Here is a 17,100-nt window from a genome sequence, read left to right as displayed (position 1 = left end):
TCCCTTGGCCCCCGCTGGCGGGGGCTGTCGGCCGCAGGCCGACTGGGGTGGTGCGGGCGTGGTCACGTGACTGGCGTGACCACCCCCAGTCGCGCATCCGCGCGACAGCCCCCGCCTGCGGGGGCCTATAGATTCCCGTGTTTGGTGTCGCGCGCTCTTCAAAGCAGCGAGCGGCGACAGCATCGCGAGCCTCGCGCAAGACAGCGGGGCCTTCAAAAGTTTTTCAGTTCCCTGCGTATCAGGAAGGACGGCCGACAATATGAGTGAGCCGCAAAGTTTTACGTCGGGTCAGCGGGCGTATTTGTCGTCGTTGGCGGCGGTGGACATGGTGGACGCGTCCTCGCGCATCCATTACGCGGACTGGTTCCGTATCGAGTGCATGCGCCGCTACAGGGAGGGTGAGAAGCCGGTGGACCTGTTCCGCCAGGCCGGCCTTGACCCCAAGCTCGTGGGCCACAAGCGCATCGAGCGCGCCTTCGCCCGCTGGAAACGTTCTCCCGAACCACTCCACCCCAAACAACTCAAACCCAAGTCCCGCGACACCGTCGACCCATACGATCCGCGCGACCCCCGCGACCGCCTCATCGCCGCCCAAGCCCTGCGTATCCAACAGCTAGAAGAGGAAATCCGCTTCCTCAAACGCACATAACCGCGTTACCCTCAAACAGGCAGACGCGTTACTCTCAAACGAACACAGATGCGTTTTTGGAGCGGATGTCGCCGTGTGGGACGCACAGCCCAGTGGGCTGTGCGTGTCGACCACCAGCGACAACGCCATATAACGAAACCAGACGATACCGTGGCTTTCGTACCATTGCGCCGGCGTAACAACGTCGTGCTTGGCACGCTTTGAGTTGCGGTGCCATCAATTCCGTCCTCAGTGCGCATACCGCCAACCAACAGAAAACTACGCCGAACACGGCAATATTCGCTCCCTCAAACAAACAAACACACTCAAACAGACATAACCGCGTTTTTGGAGCGGATGTCGCCGTGTGAGACTGGTTGCCGGTAGGCGTGCTGGGAACGGGGTAGATGGCCACTGTGACTCGGGAGTGGGCCGGGAACGATGTTGTTGCCTTGGCGCAATGGCACAGAGGCCACGGGATATTCTGTTCTCGTTATATGGCGTTGCCCTTCGATATCGGTACGAACAGCCCACTGGGCTGTTCGTCTGGAGGGTGTCGAACACGGCGACATCCGCTCCCCAAGACACGTACATTGCCTATTTAACGTGCTTTCCCGTTGATTTGCCGGTATGGTCCTGGGTACTGTGATTTGTGATTGCGCCAATCACGTGTTTGGGTCTGCGCGCTCGCGACGCTATCGCTGCTCGCTGTTACGCACAACGCACTGCGTTGTGCGTAACAGCAGCGTCGGGCTGACTGAGGGGTGTGGTAAAGAGAAACGTATGTCTGATACATATACCGTGATGACCGTATGCACCGGCAACATCTGCCGTTCTCCGATGGGCGAGATCATCCTGCGCCACTTCTTCGAAGAGCGCGGCCTTGGCGACAGAGTCACCGTCGAATCCAGTGGCGTCTCCGATGAGGAATGGAGCCACCCCATCGACCCGCGCGCCGTGCGCGTGCTGCGCGAACGCGGCTATGGCGACGAGATTCCGCGCGACCATTTCGCGCACCGCATCAGCCGTGACGAAATCGAACGCACCGACCTGTTCCTGCCCATGACGGCTTCGCATATGCGCGCGCTCAAGCGCCAGTTGCCCGAGGCCAAGCGTTCGCAGGTGCAGATGTATCGCAGTTTCGACCCGGACCTGCCCAAGCCGAAGCCCGGGCGCGAAGACGAGATCGACTTGGTGGATCCGTGGTATGGCGGCCAGCACGAGTTCGAGGTGGCCATCGACCAAATCGAGCAGGTCGCCCCTTACATCGTCGATTGGGTCGCCGACCAGCTGAACTAACGAAAAACCCCGCGCAAGGCGGGGTTTTCTTGTGGTGGCTCCGAGCGGCATCGATCCGCTGACCTAACGATTTAAACTATCAGTTTGCAAACAGATAGAGCGGGATTTAAACAGACAGCAGATGATAACCGGCAGTAGGCTAAAATGTCTATTCTGTATCAATTTGCAAGCACCGTTTATTGACAAATGAGCGGGGTTAATGCGGGGGATTGTATTAATCGGCGATGTTTCATTCTGAGCAATGCCGATACTATCGGTATTGCTCGCTCTTCAGGAGGGGCGCTCGACTCGCATTGTCTTGGCGGTTGCCTCCATGATGACGGCAACTGGTATGCTGCCCTGAACTCGATAACGTTTCGTTATTGAGTCGGGAGCGCAGTTTCACCCATTTCGACGCTTGGCGTCACGTTTAGGATGATTGGGGCCTGTTTTCACCCATTTGTTTTCACCCATTTGGAGGCGTTAGGCGTTGTGTTTGCAACGTTTTGGCGTTACGTTACGGCGTTGGGTGTCACGTTTGGAATTGCCGGGGAGAGATTGGCCCTGCACCCGAGGGGGCTCCGTCTAGGGGGAGCCGGGGCACTCCCCCTAGGGTTCAGCTCACTTGGATGATGCGCCTGTGGTGAGTTTGGCGAGACGTTTCGGATGCACGACGCCGAAACCCATTCGGAACGTCCAACGGAGGCCGATGCTGTCCTGCTCGAAGTACCGATCGTCGGTGCGTGCTATTTCGACCGGGCCGTAAGCGCTTACGATTTCGTGCCTGTCGTTGAGCAGGATGGTGTTCCGTGGCGTGTGTCGGTTGAGGATGACCGGCAGGCCGTAGAGCATGGGTGTGGGGGTGTTGGCCACGTCGGCGGCGATAACCGATCTGCCCTCGCTGTCCCTCAGCTTGAGCAGGTACGCCCAGGAGTCATAGCCCATGATGATGGACGTTGGCGTGCCGCCGTTGTCGCTTACGGTGGCGATGGCGTCAAGCAGCGGGTCGAGCGTATCGGTGATGTTGCCGCCGTCCACGATGCCGGTCGTGTGGAGCAGCCCGGTGGGGCCGGGCTTGTCCTCGGTTGGCTGGTTGGCGAGCAGGAGCTGGTCCGCCTTTTCGGTCACCGAGTTGGTGAAGCTGTTGAAAAAGCCCTCGACGAAAGAGGTCTCACGACCGGCACCGGAGGCGGAGCTGGATAGCTTGGTGTATGTCTCGCGGCTGATCACGGTGAGGTTTGCGATCTTGCGCGTGGTCACGGTGATGACGCTCATTCGGGCGTCCTTCGGTGAGATTTCCGCGCCTTCGTTCACGAGGTCGGCGTTAAGGTCGCCGTCCACGTATGGCACCTGTACCATGTCCGAGTCGGTTTCGAGGCGCATCGTGGCCGTGGTCTGGTCGAATATGAGCGCGTCCGCCAGTTGTTCCTCCGGCCACATGACCGTGATCCGGTCGCCGTCGCCCATCGAGTTGCTGGTGAATACCATGGTTGTCTTCTTTCCGCGCCCGTTCCTTTGGGGCGCTGACTGTCGGTGTCAGGCGTCCCGCTGGGTGTCGTCCTGTGCCCCTCGGGGGCGGAATATTAAAAAACCGCAACGGCGTCGTGGCCGCTGCGGTTTCCGATTCTACCCGAATAGTTCACGTTTTGCGACTTGGTTCTTCAGCGCGTCGGTGCTGGCGAACCGGGTCAGGCTATCGGCGTTGGACTTGATCGAGTCGGCCTGCGCCCGGCATTCCTCGACGGTGGCCCCGGTGATCAATTCGATAGGCACCCCCGTCTCGGAGGCCACCTGCCGGTGCACGAGGGTCATGCCGAGCTCGGTCTTCAGGCGCTCGTTTTTCCTTTTCTCGGCTTCAAGACGGCACATGAGATCGTCGCGCTCCCGTTCCGCCTGTCTGAGCCTGAGCCGGTAATTCCGTGCTTCACGGCTGACGTCGCGCCGGTTCCGTTCGCCGTTTTCCGTATGGTTCCTGTCCGGGATTCTTGGCGTGATGCTTTTCTCGTTCACTGCCCGTTGCCTTCCGTCATGGCTGCGATGCGTTCGAGTGCGTCCGCGATGCGGCATAGCGCCTGGGTGCGTATCCGTTCCTGTCTGAGCCTGTGCGCGGCTCTGTGGTTTTCGTCGGCTATGCCGCCGTGTACGGTTTCCGGCCTGCAATAAGCGCCGTAGGCTTCCATCATGGTTTCCATATCGTTTTCCTTTCTTGGTTTGTCGTGCGGGGTCTTGCGGCTCGCGCGGCGTGATGGTTTGGGAATGTATCGAACATCGGATGTTTGGCGGCCTCGTGTCGGCTTCGGCTGTCATGGGGGCGTGCCGGATATGGTGCCGCTCATTTGCCGATCCCCTCCAATGTCCTGATGATGTCCATCCGCGCGAGGTCGCACAACGCGCATAGCGTCCACCCGCCGCCGTCTTCCGATGGGGTCTGGGTGGAGCCGTCCCGCCGTATGAGTTCCCCGCACAGCGCGCGCGCATTGCCCTGCTCCCGGAGCCTTCGCGTGTTCACGATGTGGAAGACGAGCGGGGCGCGGGCGTCGTCGCGCGTTTTGGTAGCGGTGGCCGTGCCGGGCACCGGGCGCGGGGATGGACGGAATGGCGGGCGGGTGTTAGGCTGTGCATTGGTATTCATTTCGTTTGGATTCCTTTCGGTGCCCCGACGGTCGTAGCGTCGGGGCGTTCTTTTCGGTTGGGTCGTTGTCGCTCCCCGATGGCGGGGGCGTGAGGGTGATGTGGGTTATGGTCTCCTCCTCTCAAGCTCGGCGCGTGCCGCGTCCGCGAGCGCGGGCCTTGCGTGGATGATGGCGTATAGCTGGTGGGTTGCGAACGCGGGCCAGTCGATTCGTCCGGCGAAGTTGGGCAGTTTGATCAGCCAGTCCGGCGGGGGGTTATGGGTGTGTGGATAGGGGGGTGTCATGGTGTGTTCTTCCGTGTGTGCGTTTTCGTGTTTTGGCTGGTAGGCAGTGCCTACCGGTGCCTACCGTTCTCCCGGTTGGGGTTTGGGTGCCTACCTGTGGTGCCTACCGGGTGCCTACCCGATGGTGTCGGGGTAGGCAGGTAGGCAGGTGGTAGGCACCACTGGTAGGCAGTCTTAGGCCTTGCGGCAGTAGGGGTAGGCAGGTAGGCACCCTAAAAGACGGATAGCGAGAATATTTCCCCTCCGTATGGGCCGTCCCTATGGTCGATATCCCCCCTTTCGATGAGGGTGTTTATGGCGTCCTCGTACACCCGCCTCTGGGGCTTGCTCAGCTTGAGCTTGAGGGTCTTGGAGGCCACGCCCTCACGCGCGGGGTCGAGCGTGTCGAGCAGTTCGAGCAGCCGGGTCTCGGTGCGTCCGATGATCGAACGGTCGGCCTGTTCCTCGGCCTCGCGTTTCACTGCGATCGCGTCGGCCTGGCAGTCCACGTCGGACTGCTTGCGTTGGGCGGCGCACTTGGCGCGTGTCGCGTCCGACTTGTCCATGAACGCGAGCGCCAGCGTCCAGTCGGCCATGTCCACCGTCGTGCGGCCCTCCATGATGGCGAACAGCGCGGCGAACCTGCCGACGAGCTCGATGCGGTGGGCGTCCAGCGGGTCGGCCTTGCCCTGGACGCTGAGCCGTTGGGCGGCGTCCACGTCCCCGGCGACGCTTTCGGGGAACGTCATGACGGCCAGCGGGTAGCCCTCGCGCGAGCCGGGGCCGTTATAGGGCATGTTCTCCACGCCGCCGAACCTGATCAGCGCCTCCAGTTGGGCGAACGAGTTGCCCTCGGGCAATGCCGTGGGGTCGAACGGGAAGCGGTCAAGGGGTTTTGCCGGGCGTTCCTCGGGCATGTCCGGGTCGATGCTGGGCATGTACGCGAAACGCCCGGCAAGGCCCGTCTGGGCCTCGTTGAACAGCGTCCCGGAGTTGTTCGGCTGCACGCCGACCACGCTGGAGAGCCGGTACGAGTACGGGGGGAGCTTGATCTGGTACTGCTTGCCCTTGGTGTCGTCGCCCATCGGCTCGTTGCTGAACGCCTCCAGCAGGACGGGCAGCAGCGTGGAACCCTGACGGCTCATGGCGGCACGCATGGTCACGATCTCGGGCACGAACACCATCGCGCGGTCGGTGACCACCTTGTCCTCGTATTCGCCCTTGACCTGCTTGCCGTCGCCGTCCGTGGCGGGCATCTTGGCGACGAACCGGGCGGGGATGCTCTCGCCGGTCTTCGGCTTGACCTCCGCCAGCGTGGACAACGGGGGCGCGGGCACCAAGTGCCGCCCCTGCGCCATCGCCTTGCCCTTGCCGCTGCCCGTCGGCCCCACCAGCGCGAGGTTCACGTTAAGGCTCATGGCAAGGTCGCCATCCGTCAGCCGCGCCACCACGTTCGGCGGGGTCAGGGCGCTCACGCGGGCCAACAGCACCCCGGCGAGCCCCCACGGGCTCATGCGAAGCGAACGCGCGTAACGGTACGCGTAATCAAGCCACGCGCGGCGTTTGAAGAACTCCTCGTAATCACCCATACACGCTCACCCCGCCCCATGAAAGCGGCTCATACGGGCGTCCGCCGAAGTCACGGGGGACACCGTCGCCGTCCGGGTACCATTCGTCGTAATCGGCACGCGTGTACCTCGCGACGCCCTGCTGGCCGACGGCGCGCACCATGTGCCTGTTCCACGCCACCCACTGCCGGCGGGCATCCGCGAGCGCACGACCCTCACAGAGGCCGCCTCCCAGGGAAGCGACGAAGCCCACAGAACAAGCAGGGGCGGGACGGCCAGGCATACCGCCTGTAGCAAGTGCGTAAGCCATGTCATACCATGCCCTCCGTCAGTTTCTCCAACTCGTTCGTCAACCATGAGGCGAGCCGTGCCGCGTCCGTGAAACTCAAGGTGATCGCGAGCGTCCTGGCCGCTTCAAGGCCCACGCTGATGTCTACCCCGGTTCCGCTCGCGGAGGCTTTCAGTGTCCGAGCTTGTTGGGTTACGGTGCCGTCTTGTAAGGTGGTTCTCGGTTGAGAGGCGGCGAACATCATTTCGACACCTCTTCACGCTCCGCCTGTTCCGTCTGTTCTCTTTGTTCCGTCTCGGACTGCTTGGCCTGTTCATCCAGCCATTTGTCGATATCGCACTGTCGCCAGCGCAGGTGTGACCCGACTTTGATGGCGGGCGGTATCCTTTTGGGGTCGTAACACCTGAGCCTGTAAAGATTCGATTTGCTCACGCCGAGCTGCACGGCTACTTCGTCCACATTCAGCAACTTCACGGGGTCGGTCTTAGCCATCTCATTACCTCCAACTAATAATTAATTATGTGCACAGTTGATTAACTGATGACGAGATGAAGCTATCACACAGTCGCACGGTTTGCAAACTGCGAGCGTTTCTTGCAAGTGGTGTATGCTGTTTGCTATGCGTTATCCTGAGTTGCCCGAACCGTGGGAGGAAGTGTCAGGCCACCTCCCAGCCGACGAACAAGACAAGCTAGAGGCTGTCGTGGGGTGCAAACTCACCTATAAGGACATGACCGATGACGACGTTATTCGCGACGGTGAGGCCACCTTGCCTAATTCCCGCCGCTCTTATTACGTGATGGGTCATAGGTGGGTGAGGCTGAGGAATGCCGAGACGGGGGAAGAATACGTACTAAGGCTTCAATCGAAGATGCCGGAATCGAAGGAAGTCTACGTAAGCTCGGTGATCGTGCCGTTCCAAGAAGGTCGTGAACTGTCCGGGTCCGCCATGCGACGCTTGCCATTGGCGGCCATCGGCGTTGTGTATTCTACTCGCGAGATACAAGGCACCATAAACATTAATCGTGCGCTTGCCTTGGGCAATGCCTCGAAGACGTTTGACCCGCTCAAACCATTGGAACCGTGCAAACTTGCAGATTACGGGTTCCTAGCCCGTGTAGGCCTTCAATATGAAGCGATTGGCGAAGCGTTCCCCGATGTTGACGCCACGGAATACATGGCGACTCTTAATGAAACCACCCCGTCCAATGTTAGGCGCTGGTTATCGGCTTCGCGTAAAAAGGGGTTATTGGCTCCAGTGGCTAGTGGGAGGCGTCGTTAATGGCGCGCCCGCGTCTTCCCATAGGTAGCTACGGAAAGATAAACCTCGTGGAGGTTACGCCGGGAACATGGCGGGCACGGTGCCGGTTCCGCTTCCCCGATGGCAAGTTCAAGCAGGTGGAACGCTACCGGGACTCGAAGATGAAGGCTGAAGCCGCGTTAAAAAACGCTCTCGTCGATCTACAGTCGGACACCGGCGGCACCATAAGAAGCCAAACCAGTCTCAGCTGTCTAGCGGACTTGTTCATGGCGGACAAGCGCGAGCGCCGTAGCGCTGGTACGGTACAGACCTATCAGGTGGCCGTCGATGCACACATCAAGCCCGACATAGGCGATCTGGCTGTGATTGAGGCCACGCCCGAGCGGTTAAACAAGTACCTATTGTCGATAGCGAAGGAGGACGGGCATGGGGCGGCGAAGAACTGCCGTTCGGTGCTGTCCGGCATGATGGCGCTTGCTGTGCGTAACGGAGCGCTGCTGCACAACCCGGTTGCCGAGGTGGAGCGCATAGAGAAGCCGGGTAAACCCGGCAGTGAGCCGATACCGCCTGAACGTTACCAGGAGTTCCTGAATGCCGTCAGAAACGACGAAGTATTACGCGAGCGGGATTCGGCAGAACTGTTTGAGTTCATGGCAGCCACGGGATTCAGGATAGGCGAGGCATGCGGTCTGAGATGGTCTGCGGTGGACTTCGATCATGGGCGTGTGACCATGAGCGCCATAGCCAAGCGGATAACCAGCAAGGGGATGATTCTTCAGGAATACGGGAAGACGGACAAGAGCGCTCGAACCATAGATGTGCCCGACGTGACCATGCGGATGCTGTCCGAGCGACGCGAGCGCATGTCGCATTACGGCTACATTCTGGTATTCCCGACTTTACTGGGAAAAATACGCGACCCCAATAACAGCGAGCGTGATCTACGGGAACGCCGCGACGCCTTGGGCTTCCCTGGCATAACCTCGCACAGTCTGCGCAAGTCTGTGGCGACGATACTGGATGCCAAGGGGCTGAGTGCGAGGGCGATAGCCGATTATCTCGGTCATGCAAAACCATCCATGACGGAAGACGTGTACATGGGACGCAACCTTGGCAGCGAGGAAGCGGCGGTACGCATGAATGAGGCTCTGGACGATCCATTATCAACAAATGTGCGGGGTTAACGCGGGGTTAATGATTGAAAACCGTGAATGCCGTATAACGAAGAGAAGCCCTCAGGCCTTTATTTCCAAAGGTTGAGGGCTTCTTTTAGTGGTGGCTCCGAGCGGCATCGATCCGCTGACCTAACGATTTTCAGTCGTTCGCTCTACCAACTGAGCTACAGAGCCAGTGAACAGTTGAAAAAACCCGGCGAACCGGGTCTCAGCTATCCAAGCGACCCCGGCCGGACTTGAACCGGTGACCTCCGCCGTGACAGGGCGGCGCTCTAACCAACTGAGCTACGGGGCCGTGTTCTTCTCCTGATGAGGAGACAACAGATAAAGAGTTTACAGAGTTCTGTGTACCATGCAAATCCCGGCGTGTCTTATATGGTGCATGGCGGGGTGCATGGTGGCGCAACAAAATGGGGCGAGGCCGTTTTTCGACCCGCCCCATGGCGTTTTCGACGATGTTCCGGCGATGTTCAGGCAAGACCCGAGCAATGCCGGGTTTCGCTCAGTCGGCCTGCTTCCAGGTGGCGACATCGATGTGGTGCTCGGGGTTCGCCTGCCAGGCTTCCCACGCGGACTTCACGATGTCCTCGACGTTGTACTTGGCGTGCCAGCCCATTTCCTCGTTGATGCGCTTCGGCGAGCCGATCAGGTGCGGCGGGTCGCCCGCGCGGCGTGCCATCACGGTTTCCTCGAACGGCAGCCCGGTGACCTTCTTGACCTCGTCGACGATCTGGCGCACGGAGGTGCCTTCGCCGGTGCCCACGTTGAAGGCGTCGTACTTGCGCTCGTCGCGGTCGAGATACTTCAGCGCCGCGATATGCGCGTCGGCCAGGTCGGAAACGTGGATGTAGTCGCGCACGCAGGTGCCGTCCGGCGTGGGGTAGTCGTCGCCGAAAATGGCCGGCGCCTTGCCCTTCTTCAAGCGGTCGAACAGCATGGGGATGAGGTTCAGAATAGCCGGATCCTCAAGCTCCACCGGGCCGCAGCCAGCCACGTTGAAGTAGCGCAGACCGCAGAAGCGGATGCCGTAGGGCTCCTCGCAGGCGCGGGCCATCCACTCGCCGAACAGCTTGGTCTGCCCGTACGGGTTGATCGGCAGCATCGGCACCACGTCCTCAGGCACCACGTCCACCGGCGGCACGCCGTAGGTGGCGGCGGAGGAGGAGAACACGAGCTTCTTCGCGCCGGACTCCTTCATGCCGATGAGCACGTTGAGCATGCCGTTGATGTTCTGCTGGTAGTACCACAGCGGCTTTTCGACGGATTCGCCCACCTGCTTGCGTGCGGCGAAGTGGATGACGGAGTCCACGCCCTCGGCGGTCATGATTTCGGCGAGGCGCTGGCCGGAATCGGGGGAGGAGATGTCCATGCCGTAGAGGCGCGCGCCTTCGATGCGGGTGGGTTTGCCGTAGCTCAGATCGTCAACGACGACGACTTGCTCGCCGGCCTGGTGAAGAGCATGAACGACGTGTGCGCCGATGTAGCCGCACCCGCCGGTGACGAGAACTGTCATGTCTTGCCTTTCCATACATAATGAGAGTGGTTGCGGGAGATTCGATCAACGAACCTCTGTTCGCTTCTGCTCATATTTGTTATTTTTTCTAACAATTTTGAGTATAGCACAGAACAAAAGTGAACACACGCTGCTGGCGACGAGATTTCCTTGTGGATAATGGGGGATTATGACCGAGAAGAACACTGTGCCCACGAGCGGCTCGACTCACCCTCATCCAATGCACAAGGTGCTGTCGTTCGTTCGCCGTTCCGGCAGGCTCGACGCCCGTTTGCAGCGCGCGTGGAGCAACTATGCCGGCGAATACCTGCTTGACATCAACGCCGGCGAGGGGTCGCTCGATGTGCGCGAGGGGTTCGCGTTCGATGCGGAATATGTGCGCGGCACATGGGGCAACGGCAATCCGCTGATCGTTGAAATCGGCACGGGGCAAGGCGAGAACATCGTCGCCGCCGCCGAAGCGCACCCCGAAACGAACTTTCTGGCGCTTGAGGTTTACGACCCCGGCGTGGCACACACGCTGCTGCTCGCCGGCAAGCGGGGGCTCGGCAATTTGCGCGTGGCGCAGGTGAACGCTCCCGAGCTGTTCAAGGTGATGGCAAGCGGCGTGGTGGCTGAAGTGTGGACGTTCTTCCCCGACCCGTGGCCGAAGAAGAAGCATCACAAGCGCCGCATCGTGCAGCCCGCGCTGGCGGCCGAGGTGCGCCGCGCGCTTGTCGGCGGCGGTGCGTGGCGCATCGCCACGGATATCGAGGATTATGCGCTGCATGTGCACGAAGTGATGGATGGGCTTGCGGGCTGGCGGAATGCGGGCGACATCACCGTGAGCCTGCCCACGGGGCATGTGGGCAAGGGCAATGCGGATCTCGCCGCCGACATGCCGCACGCCGATTTCGTGGAGTCGAGCCGATTCGACGGGCGCGTGCTCACCAACTTCGAGAAAAAGGGTTTGGCCGCGGGGCGAGTGATTCACGACTTCACCTATCGCAAGATATGAGGGGTGCCGCAAGGTATGGGGGGCTGTCGCAAAGTATGAAGGTCATCGCAAGGCGTGAGATTCATCGCAAGGCGTAAGGGTCGTCGCAAGGCGTGAGAGCGCCCTATCCGGCGTGTCGTCAACTTGCGCGCAAGGGACGCCTCGCGTAATATTGCTCAGGTTGTTCGCCCCCATCGTCTAACGGTTAGGACACCAGACTTTCAATCTGACAACGAGAGTTCGACTCTCTCTGGGGGTACAAAATTCTGCTTCTGTCGCTTTCAGCAGCACCTCGATGGCGGCAAAAGTGAGTGTCGGCGCATTGCCATTGTTCCCCATGACAGCGGGCTGTGGTTCGTTGCTTTAAGCACTGACGAGTGAAACTCGATACAAGGTTCCTTCCCCCGCGGCACTTTGGCGAGATCAGTTGATGCTATGACTTGGTTTGCCTGGAAACCTCTTAACTTTCCATCCCACCCATCGGATCGGCAAGCATGGTCTTCCCACAGAGTCAAATGTCCGTTTTGTCCGTTTTGTGGTAGACTGAGGATGATGTCATATCGGGAAGGAGCGTTGCTATGAGTATGCCAGTGATCGATGCCGTGGTGCGTGCCGACAAGCCGTTCGTGATTCAAGGGTACGGCAAGACTTACGAGCTGACCGAGGATGAGTTCAACGCCGCCATGCGCGCAGCCGACGCGCTGTCCGCTGGGGCACGGATGCTCACGACCGGTCAGGCCGCGGAAATCCTGGGTGTGACAGCCAAGACTGTGGCCAGAATCATTGATGCGGGTCGCATCCCCTCGTCCCGCTTGTCTGCCACCGGTCACCGGATGGTCGAGTACCGTGATGTCATCGACTACAAGGCGCGGTGCGAGCGTCGCCATAGGCTGCTCGAAGATGCGCGGGCCCTGGCCGCCGACATGGGTGCCTACGATACCATGGACGCCGTGCCGGGGGATCCGCGCCAGCATTACACGTCTAAGTAGCTCCGCACTACTCCGCATTACTCCGTACTACTCCGCACTGTGCGAAACTGCAGCGGAATCATGCAGGTATTCTCCCAGTTCGATGGCCTGTGTTCTTGCCGTGGTGTTTCCGGTCATGTTCGTTCCTTTCGCTCGCGTGCCCCTCCGGCTTGTTTGCTTGTAGGCTTGGAACAGAAGCCAGTGAAGTAAAGGAGGTCGGTGCGATGGTTCAGCCGGATGAGGTTGCCCGATTCTCGCGTATGCCAGAGGGACAGTATTTCGATCGCAAGAGCGCCAGGATCAAGCCGGAGGATGCGGTACGGCATGTCATTGCGTTTGCCAACGCCTCGGGCGGGCAGCTGGTCATCGGCATCGAGGACGATGGCACGGTTACGGGGTTCAGGCGAGAAAACGCCAAGCCAATCGAGTCCTTCGAACAGTTGTCAATCACACTGTGCGCACCCGCCCCGGTGATGCAAGCGAGAAGGATCCCCTGCGTCAACGCTGCCGGTGAAGACGATGTGGCGCTGGTGCTGGACGTGGCGCCCTCGTCGAACCATGTGGTCGAGAAACGCCTTGGCGGCGACGTATACCTACGTGAGGCGGATAAGAGCGTGCGCTTGAATCGCGAGCAGGTGCGGGCTCTGGAATATGACAAGGGCCAGCTGTGCTTCGAGGACGAGCCGGTGCGCGGCGGCGCGGACATCAACGACGTGGATCATGAGTTTCTGGCACGGTACAAGCGGGTCATCGGCGCAGAGAACATGGGCGATGAGCGTCTGTTGGAAGCTCGCGATTTCCTGCGGGGCGGTCAGTTGACGAATGCCGGCGTGATTTTGTTCGCCGCCGATCCGATGCGGTTTCTACCTTCAGCATGGGTGCGGGTGCTGCGCGTGGACGGCACCGAGCTGCGCACCGGACGCAATCTGAATATCACCAAGGATGTGGAGTTCTCCGGTCCATTGGTCAACGTGGTCGAGCGGGCCGGAGCGCTAATCGAGGCGTTGCTGCGCGACTTCCAAGTGCTCGACGACAACGTGCGGTTCAAAACGGTGTCCGAGTATCCGCGCTTCGCTTGGTTCGAAGGATTGGTCAACGCTGTGGCGCACCGCGACTACTCGCTGCAGGGCGATTACACGCGCGTGATGATCTTCGACGACCGCATGGAGATCACCAGCCCGGGCACTCTGCCCAACAGGGTGACCTTGGAAAACATGCGTACCACCCGGTTTGCGCGTAATCCGAAGATCTGCCATGTGCTCACATCCTTCGAGATGGTGCGTGAGCTCAACGAGGGCGTGCATCGCATGTACGAGGAGATGGACGAACTGGGCCTGCCCGCGCCCGAGTTCAGCGAGCCCAGCGGCATGGTCGTCAAACTCGTGTTGCGCAACGACATCGTCCGACGCGTGCCCTATGTGGGCGCGAACGACATAGTATCGAGAGATGGTAGCCATCAAAGCGATAACCGCGACTTCACCGACGTGGAGCGCATGGCTCTGGACATCGTTGCGCGCGACGGGAAAGTGATCACACGGACCTTGGCGCAACAAGCCTCAGTCAGCACCAAAACTGCCTTTAACGCACTTGATTCCCTGGCCGGGCGAGGGCTGCTTGCATGGCATGGATCCAGCCGACGAGACCCTAGGCAGTATTATTCCGCTAAATAACTTCGACCTACTTCCAAGTACTTGGAAGTACTTGGAAGTACATAGTTCTAAGTGCTACTAAGTACTACTAAATATTTCCAAGTAGGAGTTGAACAATCTGCCGCAGATGGCGGAAATCTTGCCGATGTTGGCGAGGCAATGCACATCGCGGCCGAACCTGCCGCCGTCCTTGTGGTCAGCTTTCCTGACCAAGGCTCCGAAGAGGCATTGGTAGAACATGCTGGCTAAGAATCCAAACGTCGCGTTGGTGTCGGACAACTCTAGGTAGACGACGCCAAACCCCTTCTGGCATTGGACGACATCGACGTGACCAATCCCGAAGCATTGGCCTCCCTCCGCAAGGTAGCCGAACATCACGCGACGAACGAGATTCTTCCCTGCGCGGAGGACCTTTCCACGGTGCATCTCGAAGAGAACGCTCATGCTGCGGGCGCACGCAACAAGCAAACGAGGACAGCCCTCGACGAACTCTCGAAGGCGACCACCGCCGTCAAGCAATCACAGCAAGCCCGCAGACTCACTAATGCCAAGGCGAAACTTTTCAAACGCCATCGTCCAAGCCGAAGACCTCTACCAACGCACCGAAACCGACGCTAACGCTAACGTCAGAGAGACGTGTGTATCACTCGGCGCCCAACTCGACGCCGCCCGCAACACACTGCACACGGCCACCGACATCAAGCCCCTGAACAAAGCCACAAACGACATCAACACCCTCAGTTCGCGTCTCAGCCGTCTTCTCCAGCCCCATCATGGGACGCGCCAAGCGCCGATTCTTTCGCCATATTCCTAGATGTTTTATGAGAGTAGTCCGCATAACAACTGCGAACAGCGTTAGCGCAAATATGGCAAGTTCGCTCAGCTGGCGAAATGGGGGTTAACTTTTGCCCTAGGTGTAGTCTGCTTTCACTTCGGATAGTTGTACGATGCCGCCATAGAGTTTGCCTGTTATAGACATGCCAAGACATATACATGTTTATTACATTAGACATCGTCAAGATATATACATATACCCGCTGTAACGTATCATCAACTTAGCCTTGTTTGTTTTGAAAAACTCTTAGGCGCGATAGCATATGGTGAGACGAAATCAATACTTGAGATGAGGCAAAACGATGGTAGAGGAGCAAATCGATTGGAGAAAGACGGTCGAGGCCATTCTTGAGAACGCCAACCGCCCTTTTGTTCCCATCAGTAAGTCTTTCATACAGCAGCCCCGAGGAAGCGAGGAGCGTAGCAGCGTGCTGTCCCAGTTTGTGACGAACGGGGATCTCAGGGGGTTGAAAGCCTATTTGCTGATTGCGGCATCCGCGAGTAGTCCCGACGCGGATAACGAGTGGTACACATCGCTGCCCCTGCAAACATGGGCTCGTGCCTTTGGATGCTCAGAAACGGCCGGTAGCGTTGTAACTGCAAAGGCTGCCGCTACGAGAATTCTCTCGCGACTTCAAAAACGGGATCTGATTGAGAAATCCCGTTGCGGCAAAGAGCGCAAAATCAAGGTCAAACTACTTGCGCAGGACGGATCGGGCGAGGAATATCAGCGGCCAACAAGCCGGTATATACGATTGTCCCACGATTTCTGGAAGAGCCGCTTCGACGAGAGAATCAGCCTGCCCGCCCTGGCAATGTTCCTCGTCGTTCTTGGCGAAAAATCACCATGCGAGCTTCCGGCGGAGCGCATGCCGGAATGGTACGGATGGTCCGCAGACACCGCCGAGCGTGGCTTGCGTGAACTGCAGAACATTGGCCTGATCCGCAAGGAACAACACCGCAAGGAAGCTCCGCTGAGCCCAACGGGAATCGCCACGGTGAACGAATATTATGTCTACCCCCCATTCGACAAACAAACGTTGGATTCGCGGCGGCGCACGCATGGGACGAAAGGAGGAGAAGCATGAGCGAACTGATCGCATGGGGTGACGAAAGCGTGCAAACCCAAGGCGGCGTCACCCCAACATATTACATGGGCGCTTGCATCTGCGGACTTGAAGAACGTAATATTCGCAACCAACTGTTCTCCGCGACCAAGCGAAAAGTCCCCAAGCTGCATTGGCGCGACATGACGCTTTCGGAGAAACGCAAATCCATCCCCATCATCGAGACGTTGTCGCTGCCTCATATCGTAGTAGCCGCAACACCTTTGGATGGTATGGTCACTTCCGAACGCGCTCGGCGGAAATGCCTCGAACTCTTGCTGCCCGCGCTGGAGAGGGAGTACGGGGTCTCGCGTCTCATTCTGGAATCACGCGAAGCCAGTCAAGATGACAGGGATCTCGTGTTCGTCCGTGGATTGCGGAGCAGGCGTTTTATCAGCCGGCTCCGTGTGGACTTTGCCCCGGGCTCTTCCGATGCCCGGCTGTGGATAGCGGATCAAGTGCTTGGAGCTATCGGAGATGAGCAGCGTGGTCGTCGGGGCTTCTCCTCATTCCTCAAGACCTTGGACATGCGCGAACTGGATTTGCGCCATCTCGCGTGATTCACGCTGCAATTTAGCCCGTGGGCGGCATCAGGCTACGGCCGTCAGACGAATGGTATACACTTACCAGTAAGCCAGCCTCCGAGGAGGAAATGGAAGTAGGAGCCGGATTCCCTGTGCATCATGGGGGCCGGCTCCCGCGCTATGCGGGTGGCCGGCAGGTTATAGGCCAATTTTGGCCTATAGGAACCAAACGTGGTGCTTAAGACACCTCCTTTTGGCTAGTGGACGTGTCCTTTGCGGTTGTAGAATCCCGGTTCGCTGGACGGGTCGTCGTGATTGTTGTCTTGGATGCCGGTGTCATAGGGGTTGTCGGGCTTGCCATTCTTCTTCATCGGACTGCCGCACACGGGGCACAGACGCGCCTTCTTCGGCTTCGATCGCATACGGCCATGCGAA

Annotated in this window: 19 protein-coding genes and 3 tRNA genes; 10 read left to right on the top strand and 12 right to left on the bottom strand. The window is 59.4% G+C overall.

Translation table 11 applies throughout. The annotated features are described in order from the left end of the window. Positions 1–259 precede the first annotated feature (259 nt). Positions 260–649, top strand: a complete 390-nt coding sequence (locus tag G1C94_RS05185; RefSeq protein WP_172145623.1) for a hypothetical protein — start codon at positions 260–262, stop codon at positions 647–649. A 762-nt stretch (positions 650–1,411) separates the two neighbouring features. Then, the gene (locus G1C94_RS05180; protein WP_172145620.1) at positions 1,412–1,927 is read left to right on the top strand and encodes a low molecular weight protein-tyrosine-phosphatase; all 516 of its coding nucleotides are present in this window, start codon (positions 1,412–1,414) and stop codon (positions 1,925–1,927) included. A 600-nt stretch (positions 1,928–2,527) separates the two neighbouring features. Here the strand turns inward: G1C94_RS05180 and G1C94_RS05175 are convergent. The 7 genes from G1C94_RS05175 to G1C94_RS05145 all read right to left on the bottom strand — a co-directional run bounded on the left by G1C94_RS05175 (position 2,528) and on the right by G1C94_RS05145 (position 7,151). Further along, positions 2,528–3,394, bottom strand: a complete 867-nt coding sequence (locus tag G1C94_RS05175; RefSeq protein WP_172145617.1) for a phage major capsid protein — start codon at positions 3,392–3,394, stop codon at positions 2,528–2,530. A 138-nt stretch (positions 3,395–3,532) separates the two neighbouring features. Further along, positions 3,533–3,916: a hypothetical protein gene (locus tag G1C94_RS05170; RefSeq protein WP_172145614.1), complete on the bottom strand. Its 384-nt coding sequence runs from the start codon at positions 3,914–3,916 to the stop codon at positions 3,533–3,535. Continuing rightward, the gene (locus G1C94_RS05165; protein ID WP_172145611.1) at positions 3,913–4,098 is read right to left on the bottom strand and encodes a hypothetical protein; all 186 of its coding nucleotides are present in this window, start codon (positions 4,096–4,098) and stop codon (positions 3,913–3,915) included. The genes G1C94_RS05170 and G1C94_RS05165 overlap by 4 nt, the downstream gene beginning before the upstream one ends. Before the next feature lie 140 nt (positions 4,099–4,238). Next, positions 4,239–4,538, bottom strand: coding sequence for a hypothetical protein (locus tag G1C94_RS05160; RefSeq protein WP_172145609.1), 300 nt, complete (start codon positions 4,536–4,538; stop codon positions 4,239–4,241). 497 nt (positions 4,539–5,035) lie between these two features. Further along, positions 5,036–6,391: a hypothetical protein gene (locus G1C94_RS05155; protein ID WP_172145607.1), complete on the bottom strand. Its 1,356-nt coding sequence runs from the start codon at positions 6,389–6,391 to the stop codon at positions 5,036–5,038. Then, a complete protein-coding gene (locus tag G1C94_RS05150) occupies positions 6,384–6,680 on the bottom strand; it encodes a hypothetical protein (protein WP_172145605.1) in 297 nt (98 codons plus the stop codon). The genes G1C94_RS05155 and G1C94_RS05150 overlap by 8 nt, the downstream gene beginning before the upstream one ends. Before the next feature lie 219 nt (positions 6,681–6,899). Continuing rightward, on the bottom strand, positions 6,900–7,151 hold the full coding sequence (locus tag G1C94_RS05145) for a helix-turn-helix transcriptional regulator (RefSeq protein WP_172145603.1): 252 nt from the start codon (positions 7,149–7,151) through the stop codon (positions 6,900–6,902). 115 nt (positions 7,152–7,266) lie between these two features. Between G1C94_RS05145 and G1C94_RS05140 the strand changes: the two genes are divergently transcribed. Both G1C94_RS05140 and G1C94_RS07915 read left to right on the top strand, forming a co-directional pair. After that, entirely contained in the window at positions 7,267–7,941 is a 675-nt protein-coding gene (locus G1C94_RS05140) for a hypothetical protein (protein ID WP_172145601.1), read from the top strand. Between the two features lie 47 nt (positions 7,942–7,988). After that, on the top strand, positions 7,989–9,104 hold the full coding sequence (locus tag G1C94_RS07915) for a site-specific integrase (protein ID WP_172145599.1): 1,116 nt from the start codon (positions 7,989–7,991) through the stop codon (positions 9,102–9,104). A gap of 89 nt (positions 9,105–9,193) precedes the next feature. Here the strand turns inward: G1C94_RS07915 and G1C94_RS05130 are convergent. The 3 genes from G1C94_RS05130 to galE all read right to left on the bottom strand — a co-directional run bounded on the left by G1C94_RS05130 (position 9,194) and on the right by galE (position 10,608). Beyond that, a tRNA-Phe gene (locus tag G1C94_RS05130) sits at positions 9,194–9,269 on the bottom strand. Positions 9,270–9,316: 47 nt separating this feature from the next. Then, positions 9,317–9,390: transfer RNA gene (locus G1C94_RS05125), tRNA-Asp, on the bottom strand. A gap of 207 nt (positions 9,391–9,597) precedes the next feature. Continuing rightward, a complete protein-coding gene (gene galE, locus G1C94_RS05120) occupies positions 9,598–10,608 on the bottom strand; it encodes a UDP-glucose 4-epimerase GalE (protein WP_172145597.1) in 1,011 nt (336 codons plus the stop codon). A gap of 169 nt (positions 10,609–10,777) precedes the next feature. Between galE and trmB the strand changes: the two genes are divergently transcribed. The 4 genes from trmB to G1C94_RS05100 all read left to right on the top strand — a co-directional run bounded on the left by trmB (position 10,778) and on the right by G1C94_RS05100 (position 14,222). After that, a complete protein-coding gene (trmB, locus tag G1C94_RS05115; RefSeq protein ID WP_172145594.1) occupies positions 10,778–11,605 on the top strand; it encodes a tRNA (guanosine(46)-N7)-methyltransferase TrmB in 828 nt (275 codons plus the stop codon). A gap of 166 nt (positions 11,606–11,771) precedes the next feature. Further along, positions 11,772–11,843 (top strand) — tRNA-Glu (locus G1C94_RS05110). A 319-nt stretch (positions 11,844–12,162) separates the two neighbouring features. After that, the gene (locus tag G1C94_RS05105; protein ID WP_172145591.1) at positions 12,163–12,573 is read left to right on the top strand and encodes a helix-turn-helix domain-containing protein; all 411 of its coding nucleotides are present in this window, start codon (positions 12,163–12,165) and stop codon (positions 12,571–12,573) included. A gap of 203 nt (positions 12,574–12,776) precedes the next feature. Continuing rightward, complete coding sequence (locus tag G1C94_RS05100; RefSeq protein ID WP_172145588.1) at positions 12,777–14,222, top strand: ATP-binding protein; 1,446 nt, start codon at positions 12,777–12,779, stop codon at positions 14,220–14,222. A 57-nt stretch (positions 14,223–14,279) separates the two neighbouring features. On the opposite strand, the gene G1C94_RS07805 is transcribed toward G1C94_RS05100, so the two are convergent. Further along, entirely contained in the window at positions 14,280–14,645 is a 366-nt protein-coding gene (locus G1C94_RS07805; RefSeq protein ID WP_253902319.1) for a type IV secretory system conjugative DNA transfer family protein, read from the bottom strand. A gap of 692 nt (positions 14,646–15,337) precedes the next feature. On the opposite strand from G1C94_RS07805, the gene G1C94_RS05090 reads away from it, so the two are divergent. Beyond that, positions 15,338–16,123 carry a hypothetical protein gene (locus G1C94_RS05090; RefSeq protein WP_172145585.1) on the top strand — a complete coding sequence of 262 codons (786 nt, stop codon included), beginning with the start codon at positions 15,338–15,340 and terminating at the stop codon, positions 16,121–16,123. Beyond that, complete coding sequence (locus G1C94_RS05085; RefSeq protein ID WP_172145582.1) at positions 16,120–16,701, top strand: hypothetical protein; 582 nt, start codon at positions 16,120–16,122, stop codon at positions 16,699–16,701. The genes G1C94_RS05090 and G1C94_RS05085 overlap by 4 nt, the downstream gene beginning before the upstream one ends. A 221-nt stretch (positions 16,702–16,922) precedes the next feature. Here the strand turns inward: G1C94_RS05085 and G1C94_RS05080 are convergent, their stop codons facing one another. Further along, entirely contained in the window at positions 16,923–17,087 is a 165-nt protein-coding gene (locus G1C94_RS05080) for a hypothetical protein (RefSeq protein WP_172145287.1), read from the bottom strand. Between the last annotated feature and the right edge of the window lie 13 nt (positions 17,088–17,100).

The organism is Bifidobacterium panos (assembly GCF_012932445.1).
Taxonomy (GTDB): domain Bacteria; phylum Actinomycetota; class Actinomycetes; order Actinomycetales; family Bifidobacteriaceae; genus Bifidobacterium; species Bifidobacterium panos.
The sequence above is the reverse complement of the archived record's forward strand: the minus strand, read 5'-3'. Positions and strand labels throughout refer to the sequence as shown.

Coding starts and splice junctions, on each gene's coding strand:
- G1C94_RS05185 (WP_172145623.1), top strand. CDS start 260: ATGAGTGAGCCGCAAAGTTTTACGTCGGGTCAGCGGGCGTATTTGTCG.
- G1C94_RS05180 (WP_172145620.1), top strand. CDS start 1,412: ATGTCTGATACATATACCGTGATGACCGTATGCACCGGCAACATCTGC.
- G1C94_RS05175 (WP_172145617.1), bottom strand. CDS start 3,394: ATGGTATTCACCAGCAACTCGATGGGCGACGGCGACCGGATCACGGTC.
- G1C94_RS05165 (WP_172145611.1), bottom strand. CDS start 4,098: ATGGAAACCATGATGGAAGCCTACGGCGCTTATTGCAGGCCGGAAACC.
- G1C94_RS05160 (WP_172145609.1), bottom strand. CDS start 4,538: ATGAATACCAATGCACAGCCTAACACCCGCCCGCCATTCCGTCCATCC.
- G1C94_RS05155 (WP_172145607.1), bottom strand. CDS start 6,391: ATGGGTGATTACGAGGAGTTCTTCAAACGCCGCGCGTGGCTTGATTAC.
- G1C94_RS05150 (WP_172145605.1), bottom strand. CDS start 6,680: ATGGCTTACGCACTTGCTACAGGCGGTATGCCTGGCCGTCCCGCCCCT.
- G1C94_RS05145 (WP_172145603.1), bottom strand. CDS start 7,151: ATGGCTAAGACCGACCCCGTGAAGTTGCTGAATGTGGACGAAGTAGCC.
- G1C94_RS05140 (WP_172145601.1), top strand. CDS start 7,267: ATGCTGTTTGCTATGCGTTATCCTGAGTTGCCCGAACCGTGGGAGGAA.
- galE (WP_172145597.1), bottom strand. CDS start 10,608: ATGACAGTTCTCGTCACCGGCGGGTGCGGCTACATCGGCGCACACGTC.
- trmB (WP_172145594.1), top strand. CDS start 10,778: ATGACCGAGAAGAACACTGTGCCCACGAGCGGCTCGACTCACCCTCAT.
- G1C94_RS05105 (WP_172145591.1), top strand. CDS start 12,163: ATGAGTATGCCAGTGATCGATGCCGTGGTGCGTGCCGACAAGCCGTTC.
- G1C94_RS05100 (WP_172145588.1), top strand. CDS start 12,777: ATGGTTCAGCCGGATGAGGTTGCCCGATTCTCGCGTATGCCAGAGGGA.
- G1C94_RS07805 (WP_253902319.1), bottom strand. CDS start 14,645: ATGAGCGTTCTCTTCGAGATGCACCGTGGAAAGGTCCTCCGCGCAGGG.
- G1C94_RS05090 (WP_172145585.1), top strand. CDS start 15,338: ATGGTAGAGGAGCAAATCGATTGGAGAAAGACGGTCGAGGCCATTCTT.
- G1C94_RS05085 (WP_172145582.1), top strand. CDS start 16,120: ATGAGCGAACTGATCGCATGGGGTGACGAAAGCGTGCAAACCCAAGGC.
- G1C94_RS05080 (WP_172145287.1), bottom strand. CDS start 17,087: ATGCGATCGAAGCCGAAGAAGGCGCGTCTGTGCCCCGTGTGCGGCAGT.